This is a genomic window from Micromonospora sp. CA-248260, assembly GCF_050942205.1.
Lineage (GTDB): Bacteria > Actinomycetota > Actinomycetes > Mycobacteriales > Micromonosporaceae > Micromonospora > Micromonospora antibiotica.
The window spans coordinates 17,766-36,298 of record NZ_CP192022.1 but is presented as its reverse complement, the minus strand read 5'-3'; the positions used below and the strand labels follow the sequence as shown (position 1 = coordinate 36,298).

The window sequence follows — 18,533 nt, the reverse complement described above, 5'->3', positions numbered from 1 at the left end:
CGGCCCGGGGCTTTGGTCGGTTTCGGGGCCGCCTCGCGCTTGTTGACGGGGTCAGGCCAGGTGCTTCATGACGCGGTCGAGTGCGACCTGGGTATGCGCCAGAGCGGCGCGCAGGTCACCGAGCGCCTGCTTGAGGGTGGCCGGATCTCCTGGCGGGCTGGGCAAGGCTGTGACGAAGGTGCCTCGCCCCTGGACCGGTTTGAGTAGCCCGTCATCGACCAGCACGCGCTGCGCCTGACGGATGGTGTTCAGCCCTGGGACGTTGTACTCCTCCTGCAGCTCACTGATTCCGGGCAGTGCTGTGCCGACTGGCCATTCGCCGTCGGCGAGCCGCCGACGAAGGTCGCCAGCGATCTCCTGGTATCGCGGACCACTTGCCATGACAACACACTATGACCTCTAAGACCTCTTGGGCAATGTGTTGTGCAATCTCGGCATACATCCGCGCGGGCAGCCCGCAGCAGGTGATCACAGCAGGAAGGCTGGCCGGGTCGACGTTCGCCCGCCCATCGCACGATTAACCACGGTTAACTGCGCGATCGGCCAGGGCAGGCTCTGACCTGGGCAGGATCGGCCTTAGCATGGCGGGCATCCGAAGTACCGCGGCCAGAATCGGCCCGGGAAGCACACGGAACGGAGTCCACATGACTCAGGTGCATGTCATCGCCAACCAGAAGGGCGGCGTCGGTAAGACCACGCTCGCCGTCAACCTTGGGGCGGTCACCTACGACGTCCTGGTCAACCCTGAGCCGATCCTGCAGAAGACGGCGGAGGCCATCGGTGATCCCGAAAGCCCGGTGATGGTCGCCTCGACCGACCCCCAGGCATCCTCAGTGTGGTGGTCACGACGGGTGGAGCGACAGGGCGGCTTGCCCTTCGACTTTGCCCAGATCGACGACCCACGCGATCTTCGCAAGCTACGCGGCCTGCACTACGAGCACATCTTCGTCGACACCCCGGGCTCGCTTGAGGACGAGCGCATCCTCCAGGCCGCGCTCGACGAATGCGACGACGTCCTGGTGCCGATGGTGCCCGAGCCGCTCTGCTACGACCCGACCACCCGGACGATCGAAGCCGTCCTCACCCCGCGCGGAATCCCGTACCGGGTCGTGGTGAACAGCTGGGACCCTCGGGACGGGCTTCCCGACCTTCAGCAGACCGCACAGTTCATCAGGCTCAAGGGCTGGCCGATGTGCAACACGGTGGTCCGGCGGTACAAGGTGCACTCGCGGGCATCGGCCGAAGGCATGGTCGTCACGCAGTACCCCCGCAACAGGGTGGCGATGGAGGCACGGGAGGACTTCTTCCGGCTGGCTCTGGAGATGGGCTACGGCGGCGGGGCGGTCATTCCGTCGCAGGCCGGTACGCCGAACCTCCAGGAGGTCTGACGTGGCAGGCAAGCGGGTGAACCTATCGGACCTTGCGAGCGAACCGGCCCTTCCTGAGGCGCGAAAGCCGGCGATCACCGAGTCGACGCCTCGCTCGGCCCGCGTGCAGCAGGTCGCAGCCAACCCGCTCAACACGCGGGACCTCGATGCCGACCGCGCGAAGATCGAGAGCATCGCCGAATCGCTGAAGACGCACGGACAACTCCAGCCATGCGCCGTGGTGTCGCGGGATGCCTTCCTGCGGATCTACCCGGAGCATGAGACAACGATCGGCAGCGCCGTCTGGGTACAGGTGACTGGCGGCAGACGTCGCGCCGCAGCGCTCTTGGTGGATCAGCCGACGCTCGAAATCGTCGTCAAGAACAACCTCGCCGACAGCCGCGAAGCTTGGGTCAGTGCCACTGCGGCCGAGAATTTGGATCGCGAGAACCTCGACCCGATCGAGGAGGCTCGTGCTGTGCAACTGCTCGTGCAGGAGTGCGGCACGGCAAAGGCGGCATCTGCCCGGCTGTCCCGTACTCCGCCTTGGGTGACGCAGCGGCTGAACCTGCTCAAGCTCGCACCGGAGGTCCAGTCGCTGCTGCGAGCTGGCGAGGTGCCGCTGCGAGATGTCCGTGACCTCCATCAGGTGCCAGCCGAGGAGCAGTTCCAGGAGCTTCAGCAGCGCCGACAGCCCCTGGAGCCCGAGTTAACCGCGGTTAACCAGACAGGCGACTCCAGCGCAACTACCCCGGGCACCAACACCAACGAAGAGAGCAAGCGGAGCGCCCCTCGCCGGTCCGCTGCCGCGTCAGCCATCCGACGCTTGGGCGGCACCCCTGACAAGATTGCCGATTCGCTGCGGACCGAGTTGACACCGGCAGACCTACAACTCCTGATAGATCACCTGCAACGCCTACCGAACAACGCCGCCGGGTAGAAGACCCCGGATCGCAACCCCGGTCGACGAGCAGCGGCTCCGACAAGTCCCCGCCAGGGCTTGTCGGATCGCCGCTCGTCGTCAGCGACCACGACCCGCAGCCCGTCGAGGCTCTGAGCACCCGGTGTGGCTGCTGCCACCGCTCCGCGGCACAGGTTGGCTTGGCACCACCGGTCGGACCGGTCAGATGCCTGGGTGTGATGTCCGGCAGGGGTCAGGGGCAGGTGTCGCAGAACATCAGGACGGAGTCGACGGGGTTGGTCTGGCATCCGACGCAGACGGCTTCGCCGCAGTGGTAGCAGGTCATGGCGGCGCTGTCGGCGAGGTCGAAGTGCATACCTGGGTTGGCGCGATGCACGACTTTCTCAGTGGACTCACACCGGCCGATGCAGCGTCCGTCCGGCTCGGTGGGTTGGCGAGGCGGAAAGACGGTGCACTTGGTGTACCGGTGGAGCGGGTCGTGATCGACCGGGTCGGTGCATCCGTTCGGGCAGGGCCAGTTCTGGGCCGCGCGCGGAGTGCAGCGCACACAGCCACGGGCACGCCGCCCGTGAGGACATGCCTTCGGTATGGGGAAGTCCTTGCCGTCGGCGGGGCGCAGGTAGCCGGTGGGGGCATGCTGGGGCCACAGCCGGTAGGCGCAGTTGTAGCAGTTGGTGTGCAGGTGCCAGTCCACGGTGGGGACGGTGCGGGTGGCGGTATCCGGCACGAGGGATCCGCACCAGGTCTTGATGCCATTCTGACTGACATGGATCTTGCCCGGTTTCCACCGGACGATCAGCATCGGCACCCGGGTTTCGACGGAGGAGACGTCTGCCTGCATGGCCTGACAGAGTACGTCCACGTTCCATCCCGGCAGGTGATCCGGCCGGGGTGTCGGGACGCGCTGTCCACCGGCCAGCCTGGCTTGTACGCCGGGCTGGCCGGTGGAGGGGGCCAGTCAGCTGAAGCCGTTGCGCGGGTCGGTCAATCGCCCGCGCAGCGCGGTCAGGTCGGCGCGGATCTCCAGCGCTTCCTGGTACCAGGGGTCACCGATAGCGGACTCGGCTCCGGCGGGGAGGCCCATGCGTTGCTCGGCGGCCTGCCGCACCTGGTCACACCAGGCGGTCACCGCCCATACCGCGCCGTCGACTGCGGCTACCGCCTCGCTGTGACTGGTCATCGTTCGTCTCCGTTCGTGTCGGTCACCTGGGCGAAGCCCTCGGCGTTCAGGGTGTGCTGGGCGCGGATGGCGGCGGGGACGGCGCGTCCCTGGTGCGCCACCAGCTCCGGCCCGGTCACTGCGGTCCACCCGTGCGGGCGTCGTTGAGCTGGGCCTGGAGCTGATCGACGCGGGCCTCGGCGCGGTCGGCCCGCTCGCTCGCGGCGCGGGCGGCGGCCTCCGTGCGGGCCAGCTCGACTCGGGCGGCCTGCCCCGCCTGGTCGGCGGTCCGCCACTCGGCGCGGTACTCGTCGGCCTGGTGGCGCAGCGCGGCCAGCTCGGCGCGTACGGCGCGCAGCTCGGCCTCGGCGTCCCGGCAGGCCGTCTCAGACTCTGCGAGGGCGGTCCGGACGTCGTCGCGCTCCCCGGTGACCACCGTCAGGATCTCCTCCGCCCGCTGCGCCCGCTGCTCCGCCTTGACCCGGGCCGCGTCGGCCTTACGGGCCTCGGCCTCGGCGGTCTTGACCTCGCGGCGCAGTTCCTTGACCTGCTCGGTGAGGTCAGCGGCACGCTGCTCTGCGGCCTCCCGGCGGCCCGTCTCGGTTATGACCGCCTGGGCGCGCTCGCCGGCGGCGGCCTCGGCGCGGCCCTGGGCCTCGCGGGCGTCAACAACCTGCCGCCACGCCTCGGTGGTCCGCCGTTCAGCCTCGGCCTCGGCATCGCGGGCCCTCCGCTCCGCGACCCGCTGCGCCTCCCGGGCGGTGGCCGCCGTGGCGGTCGCGGTGCGGGCGTCGCGGGTGGCCCGGTCCCGGTCATCCTCGGCGGCCTGGGCGCGCGCAACGGCGGCCACCGCCGCCGCCTCGGACACCTCGACCCGGGACAGCGCCGAGGTGTCCACCGCGCGCATCGCCTCCACCACGGCAGCCAGGTCACCGGCGAGGGCCTCCACCGCCGGCAGCACCCGGCCGGTCGCCTCCCGGTACGCAGTCAGCGGCACGTCCAGGCCGGCGGCGAGTTCGGCCTCCCGCTGCGCCGCGAACGCCTGCCGGCAGTTGCGCCCGTCGTGGCGGCGTTCGTCGTCCGGGCAGAACTCCTTTGGCCGACCCTTGCCCGAGTAGGCCAGGGGTCGGCCGTCGTACTTGCAGGTCGGCTGCTCGCCCCGGGGCGGGCTCGCCGTCGTCGTCTCCGTCACGCCACCCATCCTACCCTATTTTCTATTTCCTGAAATGAGAAACACTTATCCATTTTTGGAAAGTTGTAATTATATGATCTTGATAGGATAAGATCACGGAAAGTGGCCCCTGAGATCGACGCAGAGCCGATTTCAGGGGCCGAGTGGCACTGAGGTACCGGGATAGAACCGGATCAGGGGCGGAAGGCCGCTGCGGGGAGGCCGCTGCCGGGCTGCGTTACATCGGGCCACACGCACTCGCCGCCGGCCGGCGAGGCGTCGAGCAGGGCGGCGCGGTCGGCGCGGCGCAGGTGCCCCGGGGTGCGGGCGCGGATCGCGGCGAGAGCGGCCTCGGCCGCCGGGCTGCGCCGGCCCGGCCGTGCGGCGGCCTGGTCCCGCTGGACCTCGTCGGCGCGCGCCTGGTCGCGCCGATCGCGCTGGACGGCGGCCTGCATCGCGGCCAGGACCCGCTGGTGCCGGGTGTGCCGGGCCGCCGGGTGCGGCGGGGCGTCCGGCCCGGTCAGCGCGTCCTCCAGCACAGCCCGCAGGTACGCCACCGGGTCGCGGGGCTCGACCAGCAACGGCCGGGACCGGGCCCGGCGCACCCAGGCGTCCAGGGCCTCGGCCGTCCAGTCCGGACCGAGGGCCGCGCCCAACGTCGCGGCGACCCGAGGCAGGGGAACCGGGCGTAGCCACGCCCACCGGCCCTGCACGGCCCATGCGAGGTCGTACGCCCATGCCGACCACTCGGGACGTGCGTGCCGTGGTCGTGGTGCGTCACCGTGCCTCTGAGCCGGCCTAGGACGCTGTACAGGCGATGGCCTGACACACCCGCGATCGGCTCCCGCTTTGGTCGATGAGCGCGAAGCGCCGTCCTTCCTCCGGCTCGGCCGGTCCACTGACGACGGTGTGGGCGTGATCGGCGGTGAGATCAGCAGACCCCGAAACAAGCTGGAGTAAACGCTCATAGCTTGAGACACCGTGTGGGGGGTGCGGAAATTAGCGGCCTGGTCACGGGCGTGATCGCGGGCGGCGGTGACCGCTTGGCGCATCTGCTGACGGCGGACCCGCTCGCGGTAGTCGACCCAACCACCGGCACGAGCGCCGATTTCGTCGACGTGGGCCTGGGCGGCGGCCAGAAGGATGCGGGCGTGCTCCAGCAGGTCGGCCAGGACGCCCAGAGCGGCCGGGATGTGCGCGGCCTGCGCGGCCGAGTCGCCCCGGTGAACCGGGGTGATGTCGAAGACGGCACGGGCCTGGGAGCGGCCGGTGGAGCACCGCTCGGCGTAGGACAGCCGGCGGCCCTGCTCGACCCGAACGCACCAGCCCAGGGCCTCGGCGCGGCGCCAAGCGTCGGTGACCGGGCGGGTGCTGTCACCGCAGCCAGCCAGCGCGGCGGTGGCGGCCCGGCCGGGCATAGCCCGGCGGCCGGAGCGGCGGTCACTGTCGACGGCCAGGACAGCGCAGACCATGCCCAGAGCTGACCGGCGGCCACGACGGCTGGTCCGGGCGGCGGCATCGCGGGCCAGCAGGTCCGCGAGCAGCCACACCGGCCGACCCCAGCTGTCACCGGCGTGGAACGCAGCCAGGGTCTCAGTGATCCGCTCGATCCAGGCGGTCAGCGCGTCGACCCGCTGCTGGGCCTCGGTCGTCTCGGCGAGCAGGGCGAACCGCGTGGCGACGGCGGCGGCCTCCAGGGCCTGCGCGTGCTCGTGGTCGGCGCGGGCCTGCGCCAGCCACGAGTACCCACACAGCCAGCAGGAGGGGACCGGTTCCGGCTCGCCGCACGCCGCGCACCCGGCCGGCTCGTCAACGTCCAGGCGCTCGCGCAGCTCGGCCACCAACCGGTGCCGGTCCGCCGCGCTCTGCCGGTCGGCCCGGCCACGCCAGCACGGAATACACAGCGGGTCCGACCCCTCGCCGTCACGGGGCAAGCCCTGCCGGTCGACGCCGGCAGCCGCACAGGCCGCGCACGGCATCTGAAGACCGGTCGGGTACGTCGGTCGACGGCGGGTACCGGCCGGCACAGCCAGCCGGGCCTGCCCACCGAGGGTGGTCTCCACCAGCAGCTGCTGGTCGACCAGGTGCGCCTGGCAACGCCGCGCGCCGGGCACGACGAGCGTGACCGCGCCGGTGACGTAGCAGTCAGGGCAGTACCCCAACGCCGCCACCCGGTCCGCAGGCAGCGTCGTCGTCTGCGGTGCCGTGATCATCGCGGCACCGTCGCAGACCGCCCAGGCTTACGTCCTGAGCCTTGATCAGCCTCGACGAGAAGATGAATCGCCCAGCGGAGCAGCCGTGCACGTTGGGGTGGTGAGTGTGGCGTCATCAAGCCACTGCTGGCTCGTGACGCAGAGGAGTGAGCTGGGTGCACGCAGGCATCGACGCGACACGCGGTAACCGTGTCTTGAGACAAGAATGCACCCAGCCCGGAGGTGGGTGCTATGGTTGCCTCCGAGCTTGTGAAGAGCCTCAGATCCCGACCGCGGCCAAACGACGGGGGTCTGGGGCTCTGCTTTTTTGTGGAGTTAGGGGTTGAGCGAAGGCGCTCCCTCAAGATCGAAGCTTGGAAGTGGCCCCGAGACAGGCCGGGGTTGTAACCCGTGGATCTTACGGTGACTGTGCCATCGGCCGGGGCACCGACGCGCCCCGGGATCGGCGTTTCCGGTCGGTCCTGTGTGGATCTCTTCAGAAAATCGGCACATAACGGGGCGAGCCCGGCGGCCTTGCGTGCCAAGGCAATCCGAACGCGAGCAGTCGGATGGGCGACCCGACGATTCGGGCCGCCCATTCGTGCGTATTGAACGGTCACGCGGGCAGGTGAATGGTGTCGTAGTGGACGGCGTTGCCGTCTCCGTCGTGGACGTACAGCTCGCCGTAGCGGTCGTCGGGGCCGTCGACGGCGGCGAGCAGCCGCACGGCCTGGTGGCAGGCGGTGTCACCATCGGCGGCGGTGAAGTAGGTGACCGCCTGGGGGTTGTCGACGTCGGGGTCGGTGACGACGTCGAGACGGAACTCGTCGGTCGTGGCGGCAACCGTGGTGGCGAACGAGTGGGTCATGTGGTCACCACGCGCCGATCGCCAGGGCGGTGGTCAGGGCCGCGCCGGTGTACCCGGCCAGCAGCAGCGGCACCGCCCTGCTGATCGCCCGGTACTTGGCCCGGGTGGCGCGGGAGAGCCACCACAGCTCCCGGGCCTTGGCCAGAGGCGTCAGCTGCGGCACCTGGCCGGCGTCGCCGCCGGTGATCCGGGTGAGGACGTCCTGGGCGGTGGCGGCGTCGGCGTACGCGACGAATCCGAAGTCCCCGCCGAGGCGGGGCCGGGAGGCGAGCAGGAGCAGCACCACGGCGGTCAGCACCACCACGGCGGTCGTCGCGCCGGCCGCGAGCGCGGCGGTGGGGAGGTGGCCGCCGGCTCCGGCTCCCCCGAGGACGGCCAGGCCGGCGCCGAGCAGCACCCCGGCGATCTGGAGGTAGCTGCCGGCCTTGGGATAGATGCGGGCCAGCTCGGCGCGGACGGTGGCGATCTCGGCGTCCAGGGCGGCCGGCACGGTGCCCCGCCCGCACGCCGACGCGTGTGCCCCGGCGCGGGCCAGGATCTCCAGCTCGCTGAGGTCGCGGTCCGTCGCGCCGCAGCCGGTGCAGCGGGAGGTGCTGTCGGCGAGGCTGGCGGAGATCGTCACCAGGACGGCGTACGCCCCGGCGGTCGGGATCTGAAAGTGGCGGCGGGGGCCGTGCTCGCCGCGCGGCTCGTAGTGGCTGGCGTAGGCCGCGCCGAGGTAGGTCGGGTCACCCGGGTCGGGCACCATGTGGGTAGCTCCTGTCATCTGCTGGATGGGGGAGTGGCGGGCGGCCCCGGCTTTCTCAGGGCGTGGGGGCCGCCCGCGCCGCGTTAGCGGCTGGCGTAGGTGGGGGAGTCCGGGCGCGGGTACGCCTCGGCCCGGCAGAAGCGGTCGTAGCCGCACCAGTCCCAGACGGCGACGCCGGGGCGCAGCGGCGCGGTGCGTTCGTCGTCGACGATCTGGTCGGCGTCGGCGGTCCAGTCGACGCCGGTGGTGATCGCGGCGACGGCGGCCTGGTCGGCGTGGCGGGCGCACAGCCAGCGGGCGATGGCCAGGCCGCTGGGCAGGTGGGTCAGGCTGTAGCGGCCGTCGAGTCGCAGGCCGTCGTCGCCGATGGTGACGTTGATGGCCAGGCCGGGCGCGACGGGCCAGCCGGTGACGATCCGCTCGATGACGTGGGGCTGCTCGGCGTCGGGGTCGCTCAGGTACAGCCGCACCGGGATCGTCGGGACGGCGGCCTTGGTCGTCGGGGTGGTCGTGGTGGTCATAACTCCTCCTCTGTGAGTACCTATCGACGGGTCGGCGGAAAAGGGAGCACGGCGGCCGGGTTCGGTCGGTGGGATGGGTTAGCGGCGGGTGGCGAAGAAGGCGATTGCCCACGCGCCGGCAGTGCCGGCGGTCGCGGTCAGCGCCTGGGTCCAGCCGCCGGGGGCGGCGATGCCCATGAGGACGGCGGTCACGGCGGCGGCGTGCAGGACGTACAGGGCGGTGCGGGAGCGGCGGCGGGCGAGCACGCCCTGTTGCAGGGCGGCGAGGGAGCCGGTGGCCCAGGCGGCCCACAGCGTCCAGCCCCACGGGCCGTGGGCGCTGGCCCAGTCGGTGGTGGCGGGCAGCAGCAGGGCGTGGACGGCGACGACGGCGACCAGGGCGAGCAGCAGCCAGGCGGTGTAGGTGGCGGCGGCCATCAGGCGGCGGCGGTCGGCGAGGACGGTGCCGACGGTCGTGACGCGGCGGGCGGGTGGCCAGCGGTCGCAGCAGCGGACGCCGGGGTCGTGCTGATGGCGGTGGACGGGCTGGTTGCCGGGGGCTGCGGGCTGCTGGCGGCGCATGGCGTCTCCTGACTGTGGATGGCGAGCGGGCGGACCGGGGTGATGGCGCGGGTGTGGCGGGCCACGACGGCGGCGTACTGGTGCTGGGCGGTGTGCATGTCCGTCTCGGCGGCGGCGGCCTCGCGGCCGTCGCGGACGCGGTCGAGCGCGGTCAGTGCCAACGCCGCGGCGGCGGCGGTGAGCAGCACGCCGCCGATCACCGGCGGGCCGCCCGCGTTGGCGGCGAGGTGCCCGGCGGTGGCCACGCTGCCGAGCAGACCGCTTCCGCCGGCGACCGCCGGCCAGCGGCTGCGGCCGGTGTGGGCGCGGCGGTGGCGACGGCCGGCGGCGCGGATGGCGTCCTCGGCGGCGCGCATCTGGGCTCCGTCGAGCTGCCAGGCGATCAGCTCCACCGACAGGGCGTCGATGCGCTGCTGGTGGGTTAGCGCGTAGACGGTGTCGGCCGGCTGGGCGTCGCGCTGACGGGTCAGGCGGCGTATCTCGGACTCCAGTTCGGCGATCCTGGCAGACATGACGGGTGGGTCTCCTCTACGGACGGTGACCTAACAGGCGGGTCTCATAACAGCGGTGGGGGAGGGGGGTCGACGCCTGCATAGGGCCCCCTCACGGGGGGAGGGGGAACCCGGGTTATGAGGCGTTAGGCGTTACTGGCAGTGACCGTGGTGGTGGCGGCCTCGGGCGGCAGGTACTGCCCGGTCGCCGGCCGCCCGTCCGGGGTCTGCGGGCGCACGACCCGGACCTGCTGGCCGAGCTGGGTCAGCGCGTTGGACACCAGTTGCGGGGTGGCGGCGGTGTCGCCGCCCTCGTGGAGCGCGGCGAGGATGTCGCGCGGTGAGGCCGGGGCGCTGCTGGTGCGCCAGATCTGGCGGACCGCCGCCTCGACCCGGTCGGCGCGGGTGCGGTACCCGGCCATCGGCGTCGGCTCCACCGCCTCGGCGGCCGGCGCTTCGACGGCGGCCGGCGTGGCCGGTGCGGTGGCCGGTTTGCCGCCGAGCCGGCTGAAGATGCTGGCGACGGCGGAGGCCATGGCCTGGTCGGCGTCGCGCTCGGGCGTGCTGGCCTGCGTCTTCGCGCCGCTGCGGGTGCGGGCGCCGCGCAGGTCGGCCAGGTAGTCGTCGGTGACGAGCTGGTGCCGGCTGGCGTAGGCCGTCCCGGCCGCCTGCGCCGATCCGGCGTCGAGGTCACGCTGGTGGTAGCGGCGATTCCACGAAATCTCGTCGACGCGCGGCCCGTCGTGCAGCACCGGCTTGGACGGGTCCGAGGTCTGGACGTATTCGATCTTCGCCCGGACCGGGTCGCTGTCGCCGAGGCGGGCGTAGCACTCGCCGCGGTGGCGCAGCGGGGGCAGCTTGTAGTTGCCGGTGACCCGGCCCGCTTCCTGCTCATCGCCACTCATCAAGACGATCTCGCGGCCGATGTTCGCGCTGGCGTCGCCGCCCTTGTCGCCGAAGGCGTGGTGCACACCGCGCTGGGTGGCGACGACCAGGTAGATCCCGGCGGACGCGACGGCCTGGGTGCACTCGGCGTACATGTCGCCTGCGGTGACCTCGGCCCCGTCGTAGTACGCCTTGACCTTGGTGTTCAGCGCGAAGCTACCCTCGTCGATGTAGAAGAGGATCTTCTTGAAGCCGTGGCGGGCGCTAAACGGCTGGTCCTGACGCCAGCGGGCGATCTCCATCGCGGCGATCAGCATCTGCAGCACGCCCTCGGCGTCGGCGCGGACCCAGTCCAGCGGGGGGCGGACGTCCTGGCCGAGGTAGGGCTCCAGCCACGGGCCGACCAGGTCGTACAGCTTGCGGGTGCCGGCGACCCAGATCAGGGCGTCCTCGCAGCGGGTCACGTCGGCCCACTCCCGGTGGATGTAGGCGGACTTGCCGCCGGTGGTCGCGCCGAGGATCCAGGCGTGCCGGGCGACGTCGACACCGATCGGCATCCCGTCCATGCCCCACAGCGCGTGCACGGGTTCGGCGATGCGCCGCCACCTCGGCCGACCGGCGGCGTCGACCAGGTCCTCGACCCGCTCCTTGTAGGGGCGGATCCGCCGCATCACGTCCTCGGTGTTGGCCTGGATCGTGTACACGCCGACCCGGTTCGGGTCCTCGTCGATGTTCACCCAGTCCGGGGCGATGTCGCGGCGGGTGATGTCGCGCAGCGCCAACGCGATCCGGCGAGCGTCATGGTCGTCCAGGCGGGGGGCCTGCTCGACGCGGACCTTGCCGTTGACGACGCGGCGCAGCTCGATCGGTGCCCACGCCTCGACCCGCGCGCCGAACGGCGCGTCGGCCGGGCCGACCATCTGCGGGTTGGAGATCCGGAGCCACTCCAGGCCGGCGCGGCGCACCGCCAGGCGCAGCAGCCACGCCAGGTGCGGCTCCCCGTCACGCGGGCCGCCCAGGTCCTCGGCGGCCAGGGCGAGCTGGGCGTGCCCGCCGGTGGTCAACGCGACAGCCGCCGCCGGGCGTGCCGGCGGGGGCGCGTACCGCAGCAGGTACTCGTGGGCCCGCGCCATCACCCAGGTGCTGCCGCCCAGCGCCGGCAGGACCAGCGCCCACACCGGCCACAGGTCCGGCACCGACACCGCAAGCGTCGACCAGGCGGCGTAGACGGTCACCGCCGCGACCAGCCAACCCACCACCCTCGACTTCGCCGCCGCGCTGAGCCGGGCGAACATCGGGGAGATCCGGACCAGCAGCCGGGCACCGAACGCGGCCGTCGCCGCGAGCAGCGCCGTGGCCAGCCCGGCGATCCACACCGGCGAGCCGGTGACCAGCCACACCGCCACCCACACCGCGCTGATGAACGGCGCGACCACAGCCCAGAACGTCTTCCACTGAATGCCCACCGCTGCTCGCCGCTTCGTCACGACGTCCTCCTCGTTCTGCCTGGTCCTGCGGTTCGTGGGTGCGGGGGCCGCACCAGGTGCGGCCCCCGCGCGGGTGGTCGGTCAGAAACCGATGGAGCGGGCCTGGGCCTCGTACTCCTCGGCCTGCTCCTCGTAGTAGCGGGCCGCGAGGATCTCCCGCGCCGCCTCCGCCTCGGCGTCCCGCGCCTGCCGGGCGTGGTCCGCCGCGACGTTGGCGTCCCGGATCGTGCGGGCGGCCTGCTTGTGGTTCTCGGCGCTCTCCTGGTTGGCTCGGGCGTCACGCCGGTACTGGCTGGCCGCGTCCCGGCAGGCGCCGGCTCGGGCCGTCAGCGTCTCGGCCTTCTCGATCAGCCCGGCGTAGCGGTTCGCCACCCGCATCGCGTCCTGGTCGACACTGCTGGTCGTGGTGCTCATTGCTGGTCCTCCAAGGTGGTTGAAAACAACAGGGGTTTGGTGCTCGGTGGTGCGCAGCGGCGTCGGTGCCTTCCGGTCCCACCACCCGCTGCCAGCGGTGGGTCCGGGGTCATAGAAGGGCTCGGTACGCGGAGCCGACCGCCCTGTCGGCCCGCTGGTCGGCGTCGCGCCCGGCCGACCGGGCGGGTCGAAGATGTCCTCGACGTCGACGTCGATCACCGTTTCCGGCCGGTGCCCGCCCGGCGACGGCCGCGTCGTCGCCTTCACCGGCTCCTCCGCGCCGGCCGGCTTGTCCGCCGCCGCCTTGCCGTCCCCGGTCTTGGCCTTCTTCGCGGCCCGGACCAGCCCCACCAGCCCCAGCAGCGCCGCCCCGCCCGCCGTCTTGGCCTTGCGGCCACCGGTCGGCTTTCCGCCGCCGTCCCCGGCCGGCTTCCCGCCACCGCCGGGGGTCTTTCCGCTGGTCGGGGCCTTCCCGCTGCCGGCCGGGGTCTTGTCGCTGGCCGGGGCCTTGCCGCCGCCGGGGGTCTTGGTGCGGCCGAACGGCCACAGCCCACCCTTGGACTTGTCGCCGGACGGCTTCTTCCCGCCCCCGTCGCCGGTCGGCTTCCCACCGGCCGGAGGCTTCCCGCCACCAGCAGGGGACTTCCCGCCACCGGCCGGGGTCTTGCCGCGACCGAACGGCCACAGCCCACCCGACTTGTCGCCGGTCGGCTTCTTCTTCCCGCCCCCGTCGCCGGTCGGCTTCCCACCAGCGGGAGGCTTCCCGCCACCAGCAGGGGACTTCCCGCCACCGGCCGGGGTCTTGCCACGGCCGAACGGCCACAGCCCACCCGACTTGCCCCCCGGCTTCTTCCCGCCGTCCAGGGACCGGCCGCCGCTGGCGGCGGCGTGGGGCCGGCCGCCCCGACCGGAGCCGTCCCGGCCGGTCTTGCCGCCGGTCTTGGCCCGCCGCGTGTACTTGCGCCAGGCCAGCCACCCCGCGCCGGCCAGCACCGCGACCACGATCAGCCCGGCCCCGAGCAGCAGCGCCATCAGCGGCGACACCATCCACATCGCCACCACCACGGCGGCGACGACCGAGATGACCACCAGCGCCACCACCAGGCCCACCGACGCGGGCGTCGTCTCCGTCAACTCCTCCGGCTTGGCGGCCTTGTCGTCCTTGCCCTGCTCGGCCGGCGGCTGCTCGGCCGCCAGCACCGACAGGTCCGGGGCCGGCACCACCGCGTCCACCTGCTCCGGCTCGGGCGTCGGGGCCAGGGCCGTCGTGTCGTTCTGCATCGCGTTCCTCCCTTCGTTTTGGCTGCTCACGCCTCAGAGTTATGAGCTGTTATGAGGCGGAGCCGGCCGTGGCGGCGACGGCGGTGAGCACCGTTCGGACGGTCCGCTCGGAGGTGCCGGCCTGCGCGGCGAGGTCCTTCTGGGTGCCGTTGGGGTGGTCCTTGCGGGCCTGGAGCACCGCGCGGACGGTCTCCGGGCTGACCCGGTCGACGTGCGGAACCGGCTTGTCCTCGAACAGCACCGGCTCGGCCGGGGTGCTCGACGACCCGCCCGGGATGCGGCGGGGCCGGCGGCCGGCGTCGGCGGCGGCCTGGGCCAGAGCGGCCCGCAGGTCGGCGGCCTCCTGTTTGGCGGCCTCGACCAGGGCCTCGGCACGCAGTCGGGCGTGCTGCTGCTCGCCCAACTCCCGGCGGGCCTGGTCGAGGTCCGTCTCGGCCACCCGCAGGCGGCGCTGCCACTCGGTGCCGGCGGCGTCGAGCTGCCCCTGAGTACGCGAGGCGCGTCCGGTCTCCGCGCGAGCCTCGGCCCGCGCTGCTTCCGCTTCCGCCGCCACCCGCTCCAGCGCGGTCCGTGCTTCCGCTTCCGCCCGACGGGCGAGCGCGGCGGCGGTTGCTTCCGCTTCCGCCCGGCGAGTGGCGGTCACTGCTTCCGCTTCCGCCCGGGCCCGGCGGGTTGCTTCCGCTTCCGCCCGACCGGCCGCCGCGCGTGCTTCCGCTTCCGCCCGCTCGATTGCCGCCCGTGCTTCCGCTACCGTCCGGTCGATCGCGGTGCGTGCTTCCGCTTCCGCTTCGGCCACCGCCGTCGCGGCGGTTGCTTCCGCTTCCGCCTGGCGGACCGTTGCCGCTTCCGCCCGCGACTCGGCGGCGGCGGCGCGTGCTTCCGCTTCCGCCTGCGCCCGGCGGGCGTCGACGGCGTCGGCGCGGGCCGCGTCGACCGCGACCCGGTCCGGGGAGGGCAGGGCCAGCAGCGGCGCCGGGGTGCCGGTGGCCGCCAGCCGGGCCAGGGCCGCCAGGGCGGCACCGGAGTCCTTGCCGGTGGCCTTGCGCAGCGCCTTGCGGGCACCGGCGGCGACCTCGGCGGCCACCGCCTTCTGCCGCGCCCGCTCGGCCTCGACCGCCGCCTGGCGGCGCTGCTCGACCCGCCGGGCCTCCGCCCGAGCGATCAGCTCAGCGGCACCGGGGGAGAGCCGGTCGCGGACGTCGACCTTCCACGCCGCGTAGGTGTGCCTCGGGTAGGTCAGCCAGCGTCGCCACCCGAACCGCTCCGGCGGCTCCGGGATCATGCCCTTCTCGCGCAGCACCGGGCGGTGCTTCGCCCCGCTTCTGACCTCGTAGACGATGATCCCCAGCGCCGACAGGGCGGACAGGACGATCGCCTTGGTCGGGTCGGCGTGGTGACCGATCGCGTTGATCGCCACCGCCGCCGCCGTGCAGATCCAGATCAGCGACCGCGCCGCGACCGCCCGCTCACCGTTGAGCCGCTGGTGCTGCGCGGTCAGCGCCATCGCCAGGCCGGTGCCCTCGATCGCCACCGCCGTCACCACCCCGATCGGGGTGGGCAGACCGTTCGCCCGAGCGGCGTCGACCTGCCCGTACACCGCGCCGGACACCGCCAGGCCGTAGATCAGCCCGGAGTACACCGCGGCGGCGTTGTTACGCACGTAGGCGACCCGGCCAGCCCACCAGCCCGCCATCTCCGCCCGCCGGGCCTGCCGGCGAGCCTTCCGCTCGGCCCGCTCGGTCTCCCGCTGCTGGCGGCGACGCTCAGCGCGGGCGTCCCGGTCGGCGGCCTTCTGCGCCGCCAGGCGCTGCTGGCCCTCCTGCATCCGCAGCCGCCGCTCGGTAGCGGCGTCCTCGGACACGATCCGCGCCTGCGTGGCCTGCCGCTCCCGCTCAGCCGTGGCCAGGTTCCGGGCCACCTTGTGGTCGGTCGCGGCGAGCTGAGCCAGATCCGGCCCGTTCTGCAACGTCGTCACCGCGCCACCTCCGGGTTCTGCGCCGCCGGGGCGGGAACCCGCTCGTCGGCGATCAACGGCTGCCCGGCACCGAGCAGCTCCCGGGCGATCTCGTCCTCCGCGCACGACTGGTGGCACGCCTCGCCCTTGGCGTCGCGCATCCGCGTGGCGGTGCCGCAGATCCGGCAGGGCAGCGACCGGTCGCGGTCGTAGTGACCCGGGGCGGTCCAGTCCAGGTGCACCCTCACCACCAGCAGCCCGGCCATCAGCACACCTCCCCGCGCGCTCGCCGACCGGCCCGGACCTGAGCCAGCAACTCCTTGCCGAGCGGGTCGAGGTCGTCTTCGTCGACGTCCACCGCCAAGGGGTGCCGGTGGTCGTCGACCCAGCGGGCCAGGCGGGCCCCGCCGACCACGACGGCGACCAGGCCGACCGCGACGGCCGGGGAGTACAGCAGCGCCTGCGGCACCCGGTCGACGTGCTCGGCCAGGGCCTGACCGGTCAGCGCCGCCGGGGCGGCACCGGCCGCCACCACGCCAGCGGCGACCCGCACCGCCCGCGACCGCGCCGGCACCACCGGGTCCGCCAGGCGGCGGGACTCACGCTCGGCGTCGACCATCTGGCGCAGCTCGCCCGCGAACCAGCCCGGCAGCGCCGCGACCGCAGCCGCCCGGTGCTCCAGCTCGACATCCGACAGCGTCGGCAGACCCGCGCGGTACTGCGCCAGCGCAGCGGCCAGATCCAGGGACCTCGTCGGGATCGTCATGCCGCACCCCCCAGCACGCGGGCCGTCTCAGCCATCTCCCGCAGCCGCACCACCGGCCGCTGCTCGATCACGGGCAGATCCGCCGCCCGGTCGTACTCGGCGACCTGGCCGCCGCCGGCCGCCTTCGCCCGGTACAGCGCGAGATCCGCCGCGCGCAGCACCCGCGACGGCTCGTCACCGGCCATCGCCGACACCGCGCCGACACTGGCCCGCACCAGCAACTCCCGCCCGCCGGGCAGCACCACCGGCGCGGCCAGGGCCCGCACCACCTCGGCACCGAGAATCCCCGCGATCGGGGCCGGCGACGGGCAGAGCAGCACGATCTCGTCACCACCGAGCCGGGCCACCACCGCGCCGTCGACCTCGTCGAGCGCCGCCGACAGCCGGGCCGCGACCTCGACCAGCACCGCGTCACCCGCGTCGTGCCCGAGGGTGTCGTTGACCTGCTTGAACCCGTCCAGGTCGACCAGGGCCAGGTCGTACGGCTCATCGGCCAGGTCGGCCAGCGCCGCCGACAGACCGGACCGGTTCGCCAGCCCCGTCAACGGGTCGATGGCCACCAGCCGGCGGGCCTCGGCCAGCCGGACCCGGTCCGCGCGGACCGTCCGCACCGCCCACACGTGCCCCGCCAGCGACAGCGCCGCAGCCGCCGGGAGCAGCATCTTCAGCGCCTTCACCGGGCCACCTCCGACCCGGTCGCCGCCGCCCACGCCTGCACGACATTCCGTGGAATCCGGCCGCGCTCCCGCACGGCATAGCCGTTGGCCTGCGCCCACTGGCGGATCGCGGCACGGTGCGCGGCGGCCTCCGGCCCGCCACCCAACCTCTGCCGCAGCTCGGCGAGTTCGGCGGTGAGCTTGGCCTCCTTCTCCGCCAGCTCCCGGCGGCGGGCCTCGGCGGCCCGCTCGGCCTCCAACCGGCCGGTCAGCTCCGCCACCAGGGCACCGATCCGCTCAGCGAGTTGACGGGTACGGCCGGCCTCGCTGCCCTGGGCCAGGGCCAGCAACTGCTCGATGCCGCTGGCCGGGGCCGTCGAGCCGGTCGGCGCGGTGACGACCCGGATGCCCATCGGCGTGCCCAGGTCGGGAGCGGTCGGCATGCCCTTCGCGGCCCGCACCAGGGCGGCCTGGGTAACGCCGTTGACCGGCGTGATCGTCGGGGTGCTCATGCCGGCATCACCGCCGTCACCGGCAGCAGCCCTCGCAGCGCCTTCAACGCCTTGTACTGCACCGCCTTGATCGCCGCCGGGGTCTTGCCCAGCACCTGCGCGGTCTCCTCGATCGACAGCTCCCGCAGGTACCGCAGCGTGATGCACTGCCGCTGCACCGGGTTGAGCTGGGCGATCCCGGCGAGCAGGGCCTCACGGGTCAGCGTGGCCACCACGGCGGCCTCCGTGCTTGGCACCAGGTCGACCGGAGCCGCGTCCCGCAGCTCCGCCACCGGCCGCTCACGCCGCTGGTGCGACCGCTGCCAGTTGATGACCAGGTTCCGGGCGATCGTGGTCACCCACGCGCCGAAGTCACCACCCGGCCGGCGGAAGCTGGTCAGGTTGCGCAGCGCCCGCAGGAACGTCTCCGACGTCAGGTCCTCGGCCGTGGCCCGGTCGAGCACCCGGCGGTAGACGAACCGGAACACCTGGTCGACGTACCGGTCGTAGACCAGACCGAACGCCTCCGCGTCACCGGCCTGCGCCCGCGCCACCAGCGCCGACACCTCGTCGAGCATTGATCCGGGATGGGGCTCCAT

General features: G+C 73.0%; 21 protein-coding genes. 2 read left to right on the top strand and 19 right to left on the bottom strand.

Annotated elements, in window-relative coordinates; all coding sequences use genetic code 11:
- Nucleotides 1-51 precede the first annotated feature (51 nt).
- Complete coding sequence (locus ACQP2H_RS31815; RefSeq protein WP_402903781.1) at nt 52-381, bottom strand: GntR family transcriptional regulator; 330 nt, start codon at nt 379-381, stop codon at nt 52-54.
- Between the two features lie 263 nt (nt 382-644).
- Between ACQP2H_RS31815 and ACQP2H_RS31810 the strand changes: the two genes are divergently transcribed.
- The gene (locus tag ACQP2H_RS31810; RefSeq protein WP_433233843.1) at nt 645-1,388 is read left to right on the top strand and encodes a ParA family protein; all 744 of its coding nucleotides are present in this window, start codon (nt 645-647) and stop codon (nt 1,386-1,388) included.
- Nucleotide 1,389: 1 nt separating this feature from the next.
- On the top strand, nt 1,390-2,307 hold the full coding sequence (locus tag ACQP2H_RS31805) for a ParB/RepB/Spo0J family partition protein (protein ID WP_433233840.1): 918 nt from the start codon (nt 1,390-1,392) through the stop codon (nt 2,305-2,307).
- Nucleotides 2,308-2,521: 214 nt separating this feature from the next.
- Here the strand turns inward: ACQP2H_RS31805 and ACQP2H_RS31800 are convergent, their stop codons facing one another.
- The 18 genes from ACQP2H_RS31800 to ACQP2H_RS31715 all read right to left on the bottom strand — a co-directional run bounded on the left by ACQP2H_RS31800 (nt 2,522) and on the right by ACQP2H_RS31715 (nt 18,512).
- Nucleotides 2,522-3,130: a hypothetical protein gene (locus tag ACQP2H_RS31800; RefSeq protein ID WP_433233837.1), complete on the bottom strand. Its 609-nt coding sequence runs from the start codon at nt 3,128-3,130 to the stop codon at nt 2,522-2,524.
- A gap of 117 nt (nt 3,131-3,247) precedes the next feature.
- On the bottom strand, nt 3,248-3,469 hold the full coding sequence (locus ACQP2H_RS31795) for a hypothetical protein (protein ID WP_421481166.1): 222 nt from the start codon (nt 3,467-3,469) through the stop codon (nt 3,248-3,250).
- Entirely contained in the window at nt 3,466-3,588 is a 123-nt protein-coding gene (locus ACQP2H_RS31790) for a hypothetical protein (protein WP_421481165.1), read from the bottom strand. The genes ACQP2H_RS31795 and ACQP2H_RS31790 overlap by 4 nt, the downstream gene beginning before the upstream one ends.
- A complete protein-coding gene (locus ACQP2H_RS31785; RefSeq protein WP_433233986.1) occupies nt 3,585-4,640 on the bottom strand; it encodes a hypothetical protein in 1,056 nt (351 codons plus the stop codon). The genes ACQP2H_RS31790 and ACQP2H_RS31785 overlap by 4 nt, the downstream gene beginning before the upstream one ends.
- Nucleotides 4,641-4,813: 173 nt before the next feature.
- On the bottom strand, nt 4,814-6,832 hold the full coding sequence (locus tag ACQP2H_RS31780) for a hypothetical protein (RefSeq protein ID WP_433233983.1): 2,019 nt from the start codon (nt 6,830-6,832) through the stop codon (nt 4,814-4,816).
- A gap of 595 nt (nt 6,833-7,427) precedes the next feature.
- Nucleotides 7,428-7,679, bottom strand: coding sequence for a hypothetical protein (locus ACQP2H_RS31775; protein ID WP_420118138.1), 252 nt, complete (start codon nt 7,677-7,679; stop codon nt 7,428-7,430).
- Between the two features lie 4 nt (nt 7,680-7,683).
- Nucleotides 7,684-8,445 (bottom strand): Pycsar system effector family protein, encoded by a 762-nt coding sequence (locus tag ACQP2H_RS31770; protein WP_433233979.1) that lies wholly within the window; start codon nt 8,443-8,445, stop codon nt 7,684-7,686.
- A 65-nt stretch (nt 8,446-8,510) separates the two neighbouring features.
- A complete protein-coding gene (locus tag ACQP2H_RS31765) occupies nt 8,511-8,948 on the bottom strand; it encodes a hypothetical protein (RefSeq protein WP_433233976.1) in 438 nt (145 codons plus the stop codon).
- Between the two features lie 78 nt (nt 8,949-9,026).
- Complete coding sequence (locus ACQP2H_RS31760) at nt 9,027-9,365, bottom strand: hypothetical protein (RefSeq protein ID WP_433233973.1); 339 nt, start codon at nt 9,363-9,365, stop codon at nt 9,027-9,029.
- Entirely contained in the window at nt 9,365-10,021 is a 657-nt protein-coding gene (locus ACQP2H_RS31755) for a hypothetical protein (RefSeq protein ID WP_433233971.1), read from the bottom strand. The genes ACQP2H_RS31760 and ACQP2H_RS31755 overlap by 1 nt, the downstream gene beginning before the upstream one ends.
- A 125-nt stretch (nt 10,022-10,146) precedes the next feature.
- Complete coding sequence (locus ACQP2H_RS31750; protein WP_433233968.1) at nt 10,147-12,372, bottom strand: hypothetical protein; 2,226 nt, start codon at nt 12,370-12,372, stop codon at nt 10,147-10,149.
- Nucleotides 12,373-12,453: 81 nt separating this feature from the next.
- Nucleotides 12,454-14,067 carry a hypothetical protein gene (locus tag ACQP2H_RS31745; RefSeq protein WP_433233966.1) on the bottom strand — a complete coding sequence of 538 codons (1,614 nt, stop codon included), beginning with the start codon at nt 14,065-14,067 and terminating at the stop codon, nt 12,454-12,456.
- A 49-nt stretch (nt 14,068-14,116) separates the two neighbouring features.
- Nucleotides 14,117-16,042, bottom strand: coding sequence for a DUF2637 domain-containing protein (locus ACQP2H_RS31740; RefSeq protein WP_433233963.1), 1,926 nt, complete (start codon nt 16,040-16,042; stop codon nt 14,117-14,119).
- Entirely contained in the window at nt 16,039-16,287 is a 249-nt protein-coding gene (locus ACQP2H_RS31735) for a hypothetical protein (RefSeq protein ID WP_433233960.1), read from the bottom strand. Before ACQP2H_RS31735 ends, ACQP2H_RS31740 begins: the two co-directional genes overlap by 4 nt.
- Nucleotides 16,287-16,787 (bottom strand): hypothetical protein, encoded by a 501-nt coding sequence (locus tag ACQP2H_RS31730; protein WP_433233957.1) that lies wholly within the window; start codon nt 16,785-16,787, stop codon nt 16,287-16,289. Before ACQP2H_RS31730 ends, ACQP2H_RS31735 begins: the two co-directional genes overlap by 1 nt.
- A complete protein-coding gene (locus ACQP2H_RS31725) occupies nt 16,784-17,464 on the bottom strand; it encodes a GGDEF domain-containing protein (protein ID WP_433233954.1) in 681 nt (226 codons plus the stop codon). The genes ACQP2H_RS31730 and ACQP2H_RS31725 overlap by 4 nt, the downstream gene beginning before the upstream one ends.
- On the bottom strand, nt 17,461-17,955 hold the full coding sequence (locus tag ACQP2H_RS31720; protein ID WP_433233951.1) for an Lsr2 family DNA-binding protein: 495 nt from the start codon (nt 17,953-17,955) through the stop codon (nt 17,461-17,463). The genes ACQP2H_RS31725 and ACQP2H_RS31720 overlap by 4 nt, the downstream gene beginning before the upstream one ends.
- Entirely contained in the window at nt 17,952-18,512 is a 561-nt protein-coding gene (locus tag ACQP2H_RS31715) for a sigma-70 family RNA polymerase sigma factor (RefSeq protein ID WP_433233948.1), read from the bottom strand. Before ACQP2H_RS31715 ends, ACQP2H_RS31720 begins: the two co-directional genes overlap by 4 nt.
- Nucleotides 18,513-18,533 lie beyond the last annotated feature (21 nt).

Coding starts and splice junctions, on each gene's coding strand:
- ACQP2H_RS31815 (WP_402903781.1), bottom strand. CDS start 381: ATGGCAAGTGGTCCGCGATACCAGGAGATCGCTGGCGACCTTCGTCGG.
- ACQP2H_RS31810 (WP_433233843.1), top strand. CDS start 645: ATGACTCAGGTGCATGTCATCGCCAACCAGAAGGGCGGCGTCGGTAAG.
- ACQP2H_RS31800 (WP_433233837.1), bottom strand. CDS start 3,130: ATGCAGGCAGACGTCTCCTCCGTCGAAACCCGGGTGCCGATGCTGATC.
- ACQP2H_RS31795 (WP_421481166.1), bottom strand. CDS start 3,469: ATGACCAGTCACAGCGAGGCGGTAGCCGCAGTCGACGGCGCGGTATGG.
- ACQP2H_RS31780 (WP_433233983.1), bottom strand. CDS start 6,832: ATGATCACGGCACCGCAGACGACGACGCTGCCTGCGGACCGGGTGGCG.
- ACQP2H_RS31775 (WP_420118138.1), bottom strand. CDS start 7,679: ATGACCCACTCGTTCGCCACCACGGTTGCCGCCACGACCGACGAGTTC.
- ACQP2H_RS31770 (WP_433233979.1), bottom strand. CDS start 8,445: ATGACAGGAGCTACCCACATGGTGCCCGACCCGGGTGACCCGACCTAC.
- ACQP2H_RS31765 (WP_433233976.1), bottom strand. CDS start 8,948: ATGACCACCACGACCACCCCGACGACCAAGGCCGCCGTCCCGACGATC.
- ACQP2H_RS31760 (WP_433233973.1), bottom strand. CDS start 9,365: ATGGCCGCCGCCACCTACACCGCCTGGCTGCTGCTCGCCCTGGTCGCC.
- ACQP2H_RS31755 (WP_433233971.1), bottom strand. CDS start 10,021: ATGTCTGCCAGGATCGCCGAACTGGAGTCCGAGATACGCCGCCTGACC.
- ACQP2H_RS31745 (WP_433233966.1), bottom strand. CDS start 14,067: ATGCAGAACGACACGACGGCCCTGGCCCCGACGCCCGAGCCGGAGCAG.
- ACQP2H_RS31735 (WP_433233960.1), bottom strand. CDS start 16,287: ATGGCCGGGCTGCTGGTGGTGAGGGTGCACCTGGACTGGACCGCCCCG.
- ACQP2H_RS31730 (WP_433233957.1), bottom strand. CDS start 16,787: ATGACGATCCCGACGAGGTCCCTGGATCTGGCCGCTGCGCTGGCGCAG.
- ACQP2H_RS31720 (WP_433233951.1), bottom strand. CDS start 17,955: ATGAGCACCCCGACGATCACGCCGGTCAACGGCGTTACCCAGGCCGCC.
- ACQP2H_RS31715 (WP_433233948.1), bottom strand. CDS start 18,512: ATGCTCGACGAGGTGTCGGCGCTGGTGGCGCGGGCGCAGGCCGGTGAC.